Genomic DNA, 5,319 nt, shown 5'->3' on the forward strand with positions numbered 1-5,319 from the left:
GGCCATACCGAGGCGCAGATGGACGGCTTCTTGCGCACTCTCGTCGCTTACCGGCGGCGGCTCGGGGTCTGACGCGAACTCACGGCGGGAGACGAGAGACGGGTGACGGGAGAAGGCGGGAGATGTGCCGTGGGCAGGATGGTTCTGAGAGGCAGGCGGCGGCCATGAGCGGCGTCCTCGACCGTTTCCGGCTCGACGGCCGCGTCGCCGTCGTCACCGGCGCCTCCTCCGGGCTGGGCGCCGCCTTCGCCACCGCGCTGGCCGAGGCCGGGGCCGATGTGGTGCTCGGGGCGCGGCGGGCCGGGCGGCTGGAGGCGGTGCGTACGGCTGTCGAGAAGCTCGGCCGCCGGGCCGTCGCCGTACGGGCCGACGTGGCCGAACCCGCGGACTGCCGCGCTCTGGTGGACGCGGCCGTGCGCGCGTTCGGGCGGGTGGACATTCTGGTCAACAACGCGGGGATCAGCGGTGAACGGCCCGCGGTGGAGGAGTCGCCGGAGGAGTTCCGCGAGGTCATCGACGTCAATCTCAACGGCGCCTACTGGATGGCGCAGGCCGCGGGCGCGGTGATGCCGCCGGGCAGCGCCATCGTCAACGTCTCCAGCATCCTGGCTCTGGTCACGGGCGGTCTGCCGCAGGCCGCCTACACGGCGTCCAAGGCCGGGCTGCTCGGGCTCACCCGTGATCTCGCCCAGCAGTGGACCCCCGCCAAGGGCATCCGCGTGAACGCCCTCGCGCCGGGATTCTTCGCCTCGGCGATGACCGACGGCTACGCCGAGGGCTATCTCGATGCGATGATGCCGCGGGTGCTGGCCGGCCGTGTCGGGGAGCCCGAGGAACTCGCCGCGGCGCTGGTCTTCCTCGTCTCCGACGCGGCGTCCTACGTCACCGGGACGACCCTGACGGTCGATGGGGGCACGCACATCGCGTAGTGACAGGGACGGCGCGTTCCAGAAGGAATCTGCGAGCGGATGTGTCCATGGTGTCGATGCCGGTCAGTGAGCGACGCGTTCGGGTCCGTCCCGGTGAGTTCCACGCCCCGGGGAGCCCGCGATGACGACGGAGCCGACCGCCCGTTCCGTTCCGCGTGAACCGCTCGGCGACGCGCGCCTGCGCCGCCTGGTCGTGGGCCAGGGGCTGGCGGCCGTGGTCGACGCGCTGTTCCTGGTGTGGCTCACGCTGTTCGTACTCGAACTGTCGGAGCCCGGTATCACCACGGGGTTCGTGCTCGTAGCCGTGGCGCTGCCGCGGGCGGCGCTCCTGCTTCCCGGGGGTGTCCTGGTCGACCGCCTCGGCCCCGCCCGTATCGCGGCCGCCGCCTCCTGGCTCCGGGTCGCCGTCCTGCTCGCCCTCGGCCTGCTGGTCGCTCTCACCTCGCCGTCGGTGACGGCGGTCGCGCTGCTCGCCGCGCTGCTGGGCGTCGCCGACGCCGCGTACTTCCCGGCGGCGCTGGCGCTGCTGCCGGCCGTCGTGCCGACCGCGAAGCTCACCCGGGTCAACGCGCTGGTGCAGGGCGCGGAGTCGGGGGGCGACCTGGTCGGTCCGGCGGTGGCCGCCGGGGTGATCGCCGCGGTCGGCTTCGAGGCGACGCTCGGCGGGATCGCGGCGATGGCGGCGCTGGCCGCGGTCGCCCTCAGCACGCTCGTCCGCGTCGTACGACGCGGCGAAGGCACCGGGGACGGAACCGCCCCCGCGACCGGCGATGGGGAACCCTCCAGCAGCGCACGCGCCCTCGGCGCGGGCTTGGGATACGCCTGGCGCGAGCCGCTGGTGCGGGGGATGCTGGCGGCCGTCGCCATGATCAACATCGCGGTGGTGGGCCCCGTGCTCGTAGGCGGCGCGGTACTCGCCGATCAACGCCTCGGCGGCGCGGGGTCCCTGGGCGTCGTCCTCTCCGGCTTCGGCGCCGGCTCGCTGGCCGGTTCGCTGACGGCCGGGTGGCGACCGCCCGCCCGGCGCGGCTGGACCGTGGTCGGCGGGGTCGCGGCGATCGGCGCGGGCGTGGCCGGACTCGCCGCCGCCACCCATGTCGTCACCGCGACGGCGGTCGTCTCGCTCGTCGGCATCGGGTCCGCGTTCCTCGGCGTGGTCATCGTGGCCACGCTCCAGGAACGGGTGCCGGAGCGGCTGCTGGGCCGGGTGCTCAGCCTCGTCGTACTGGCCACGGTGGCATTCGACCCGTTCTCCTACGTGATCGCGGGCGTCCTGCTCCCGTACGGCACGACGACGCTGTTCCTGGTCTGCGGCAGCGCCGTCCTGGCCTGCGCCGCGCTGGTGGCGACGAGCCCGGCGATCCGCTCCTTACGCTGACGCTCCCCCGCGCCCCGCAGCGGAACCGAACCCGAGCCAGGTATGCCGGTTCCTCCACCAGCACCATCCGACCTTGGGCGCACCGCGCCGCTCGCGTCCGTCCCGCCCCGTTCCATTACTGATCCAGATCGCCGGAGTACGAGCGTCCAGCGCGCCGTTCGCCTTCCGCAGCCGCGACCCGATGGTCATGAAGCACCGATTCCGCTCCAGCGCCGCCGGCTGCTGGAGCACCCACTGAATCCCCTCAGCGAGCAGCAACGGACTACGCCCCTCCGCAGCGAGCGCGGGCAGCGCCTCCTCCGGGCTCCAATTGGCCATACGGTCGCCGCGGTCGAGACCGGTGACGACGTAGAGCGGTTCGTCGGGCAGCTCGACGCCGCAAGGGGCGAACTGATCGACGTCCGCCATATCGACGACGACAAACCCGCGCTTCCCGTCACGCCTGAGCAAGGGCGCGAGCACGGAGGCGGGTACACGGTCCGGATGAACCGCGAGCAGGGCGTCTCCGTCTTCGCGACCACCCTCCTCGGCGAAGGCACGTACCTCCTCCGCGGAAATTCCCGCGAGTTCATGCACCGCAAGCTCGATCAGCCGCTCCGCCTGTTCGGCGAGCGGCGGAAGGGACGGCACGACGGCGACGGCGGATGAGGCAGACGAGGCGCATGAGGTATCGGACAAGGCACTCCCCGGTTTCACGACACGAAGCACTGGACCTGAGACCCAACGAGACGGCCCGCCGAAGCGTTCCCGCCCCCCGGCGCTGTCGTGGCAACCGGAACCGCCTCCCGAAGCTCGCGGGCAGGTCAGCTCAGCTAACTGGGGAGGACGGCGGTGTCACTGCCGTCCTCCCCGTGGGGACTGGCCGCTCCCGTGCAGCACCTGGCCCTGGCCCCTGGCGCAGTCGCTGGGGCCGGTCGGTCAGTTGAGGAAGAACTTGACCTCGTGGCCTTCCAGAGGGTCCGGGGAGGTGGCGAGGACGTTGGTGAGGAAGCGGCTGTGGGTTGTGGGGTCGTACGCGTACTTGGACTGGGCGACGTCGTGCTTGATGACGACGGTGCGCAGGTAGCCCTGGTAGGTGAACGCCCTGTTGCCGGCCGGGACGGCGAACTGGATGGTTTCCGTCGTGACCTTGGAGTACTGCTCGGTGAACGAGATGCTGAAGCCCACCGTCAGCGATGCCTTGACGACCTCGAAGCTGACTTCGACGGTCGACTCCAGGGAGAGGGTCGTGGTCGTCGACAGCGTGAATCCGGTTTCGATGCTCTTGGAGTACTCCGAGGAGGCCGCGGAGCCGGTGTTGTCGATGCAGCCGATGTTCTGAAGGTCGGGGGTGTAGAGGACGAGCGCTTTCCGCTCGGTCGACGTCGAGTAGAAGATGAGGGACCTGTCGAAAACGCTTTTGCTCGCGGCGGGCAGCTTGCTGTAGATCTCCAGTTTCGGCTTCGGGATGGGCTCACTGGCCTGCGCTGCGGGCGACTGTGCGGCGGGCGTCTCTTGGTCGCTCATGACAGGTGCCTTCCGGTCAGTTGGCCAGGTTCCGGTCTTCGGTGAGCTGGTCCTCGAACGTGGTGGTGTTCGCGGGCTCCTTGTAGACGGAGCGGTACCGCAGCGCGCGCACCCAGACTTCCAGTTGGGTGTCGTGCTTCGTGCCGCCTTTCTTGTCCTTCCGCTTGTACCGCTGAATGCGCAGGCGCCAGTTGACGGAGAGCACGCCGATCCCGCTGGTGTGGGTGACGTCTTCGCTGTCCACCCAGGGGTCCAGGGCCAGGAATACGAGGATTTCCTCGTCCTTCCCGTCCTTCCGGGAGTCGTAGTTCTCCGCGCTCTGCTCCTGGAGGGGGCCGATCTGGTTGGCGAGCATGGCCTCCAGGTTCTGCCGCTGAAGCCCTTCCACCACGGCGGCCGACGCGACGAGCCCGACCTCCTTGTACTTCTCCTTGATCGCGTCCACGGTGGAGAATTCGCCCCGGTAGTTCTCGGACTTCTTGCCGGTGACTCCCCAGCGCTTTCCGGGCTGGTCCCCCGGGTGCGCGTTGTTCTTGTCCGTCTTCTCCTGCCGTTGCTCCAGCCGCTGGAACCTGGTCACGTTCACGATCTCGGCGAGCGTGCCGGCGTACTCGCCGACGATTTTGTCGCCGTCCGGAACCCAGGTGCCCGTGGAAGTCGGCACGATGTTCCGCGCGACCAGTTCGGACACGAGCAGCAGGCCCGCCGGATTGTTGTCCGCGAACCTCTCGACGAAACGCGGGTCGGAGGGATGCACACCGGCCAGTTGCCGCAGGAAGTGGGCGCCGCCGGGGTTGTCCTCGGTGACCGACTCGAAGAACTCAGCGGCGCCGGGGTGTTTGCGGGCCCGCTCGGTGACCTGGTCCAAGGCGTCGCGGGTGAGTACGGACACCTCGTCGACGAAGTCCTCGGCGTGGCGGGAGAAGGACTGCCGCAGTCCTTCCTTCCGCTTTCCGATCAGAAATGATTCGAGTTTGCCCGTGCTGGGGAGCTCCGCACGCACCTCGCTGATGAACTGATGCAGATAGTCGTCTCCCGTCTGCTCACAGGTCAGACCGATACTGTGCAGATCATCTCGGAGGCTGTGGACCTCGACCTTGGTCGGGTCGGCCGCGACGACCGGGAGGTATTCCCTCCTTTTCGGAATGGGCTCACTCTTTGCTTGCGCCGCCATGGTCACGCCCTTTCTGAGGGATGATGGCAGGAACCCCTGGCCCGCAGTCCACCTCCCGGCGAAGCCACGCGGCAAGCCGGGACAGCCGCTTCGGGCCACGCCCTTCTGTCGTGAATTCGCCTTTCTGGCAGGGCAGTTGACGCGGAGGATCGCTCGGCGGGCGGGGCGGCTTCCGCGCTGTTCCACCTGCGGCGGAGCTTCCAGCGGAAACCGGGTCAGGACGCTCGTACACCTTCGCGTCGGCTCGCGGCGACCCGGACACGGCGTGCGGCGACGGCCGTCGACGCGGAACTCGTCGGGGGAACCGTCCGGTTGTTGGCCGACCACGATGG

5 protein-coding genes are annotated in these 5,319 nt (G+C 69.7%); 2 read left to right on the plus strand and 3 right to left on the minus strand.

Going from position 1 to position 5,319, the window contains the following annotated elements; translation table 11 throughout:
- Positions 1-164 precede the first annotated feature (164 nt).
- Both ACFU99_RS31795 and ACFU99_RS31800 read left to right on the plus strand, forming a co-directional pair.
- Positions 165-929: an SDR family NAD(P)-dependent oxidoreductase gene (locus tag ACFU99_RS31795; protein ID WP_384398610.1), complete on the plus strand. Its 765-nt coding sequence runs from the start codon at positions 165-167 to the stop codon at positions 927-929.
- 121 nt (positions 930-1,050) lie between these two features.
- Positions 1,051-2,307 carry an MFS transporter gene (locus ACFU99_RS31800; protein WP_384398612.1) on the plus strand — a complete coding sequence of 419 codons (1,257 nt, stop codon included), beginning with the start codon at positions 1,051-1,053 and terminating at the stop codon, positions 2,305-2,307.
- Here the strand turns inward: ACFU99_RS31800 and ACFU99_RS31805 are convergent.
- From ACFU99_RS31805 to ACFU99_RS31815, 3 genes are all read right to left on the minus strand, one after another.
- The gene (locus tag ACFU99_RS31805; protein WP_384398618.1) at positions 2,299-2,937 is read right to left on the minus strand and encodes a DUF5701 family protein; all 639 of its coding nucleotides are present in this window, start codon (positions 2,935-2,937) and stop codon (positions 2,299-2,301) included. The two genes, ACFU99_RS31800 and ACFU99_RS31805, sit on opposite strands and share 9 nt — an antisense overlap.
- A gap of 288 nt (positions 2,938-3,225) precedes the next feature.
- On the minus strand, positions 3,226-3,813 hold the full coding sequence (locus ACFU99_RS31810) for a hypothetical protein (RefSeq protein WP_384398614.1): 588 nt from the start codon (positions 3,811-3,813) through the stop codon (positions 3,226-3,228).
- A 16-nt stretch (positions 3,814-3,829) separates the two neighbouring features.
- Positions 3,830-4,987, minus strand: coding sequence for a lectin (locus tag ACFU99_RS31815; RefSeq protein ID WP_384398616.1), 1,158 nt, complete (start codon positions 4,985-4,987; stop codon positions 3,830-3,832).
- Positions 4,988-5,319: the final 332 nt, after the last annotated feature.

This window comes from Streptomyces sp. NPDC057654, assembly GCF_042800135.1.
Lineage (GTDB): Bacteria > Actinomycetota > Actinomycetes > Streptomycetales > Streptomycetaceae > Streptomyces.

Bases quoted from the DNA above. Each gene is read 5' to 3' on its own strand.
- ACFU99_RS31795 (WP_384398610.1), top strand. From the start codon at position 165: ATGAGCGGCGTCCTCGACCGTTTCCGGCTCGACGGCCGCGTCGCCGTC.
- ACFU99_RS31800 (WP_384398612.1), top strand. From the start codon at position 1,051: ATGACGACGGAGCCGACCGCCCGTTCCGTTCCGCGTGAACCGCTCGGC.
- ACFU99_RS31810 (WP_384398614.1), bottom strand. From the start codon at position 3,813: ATGAGCGACCAAGAGACGCCCGCCGCACAGTCGCCCGCAGCGCAGGCC.
- ACFU99_RS31815 (WP_384398616.1), bottom strand. From the start codon at position 4,987: ATGGCGGCGCAAGCAAAGAGTGAGCCCATTCCGAAAAGGAGGGAATAC.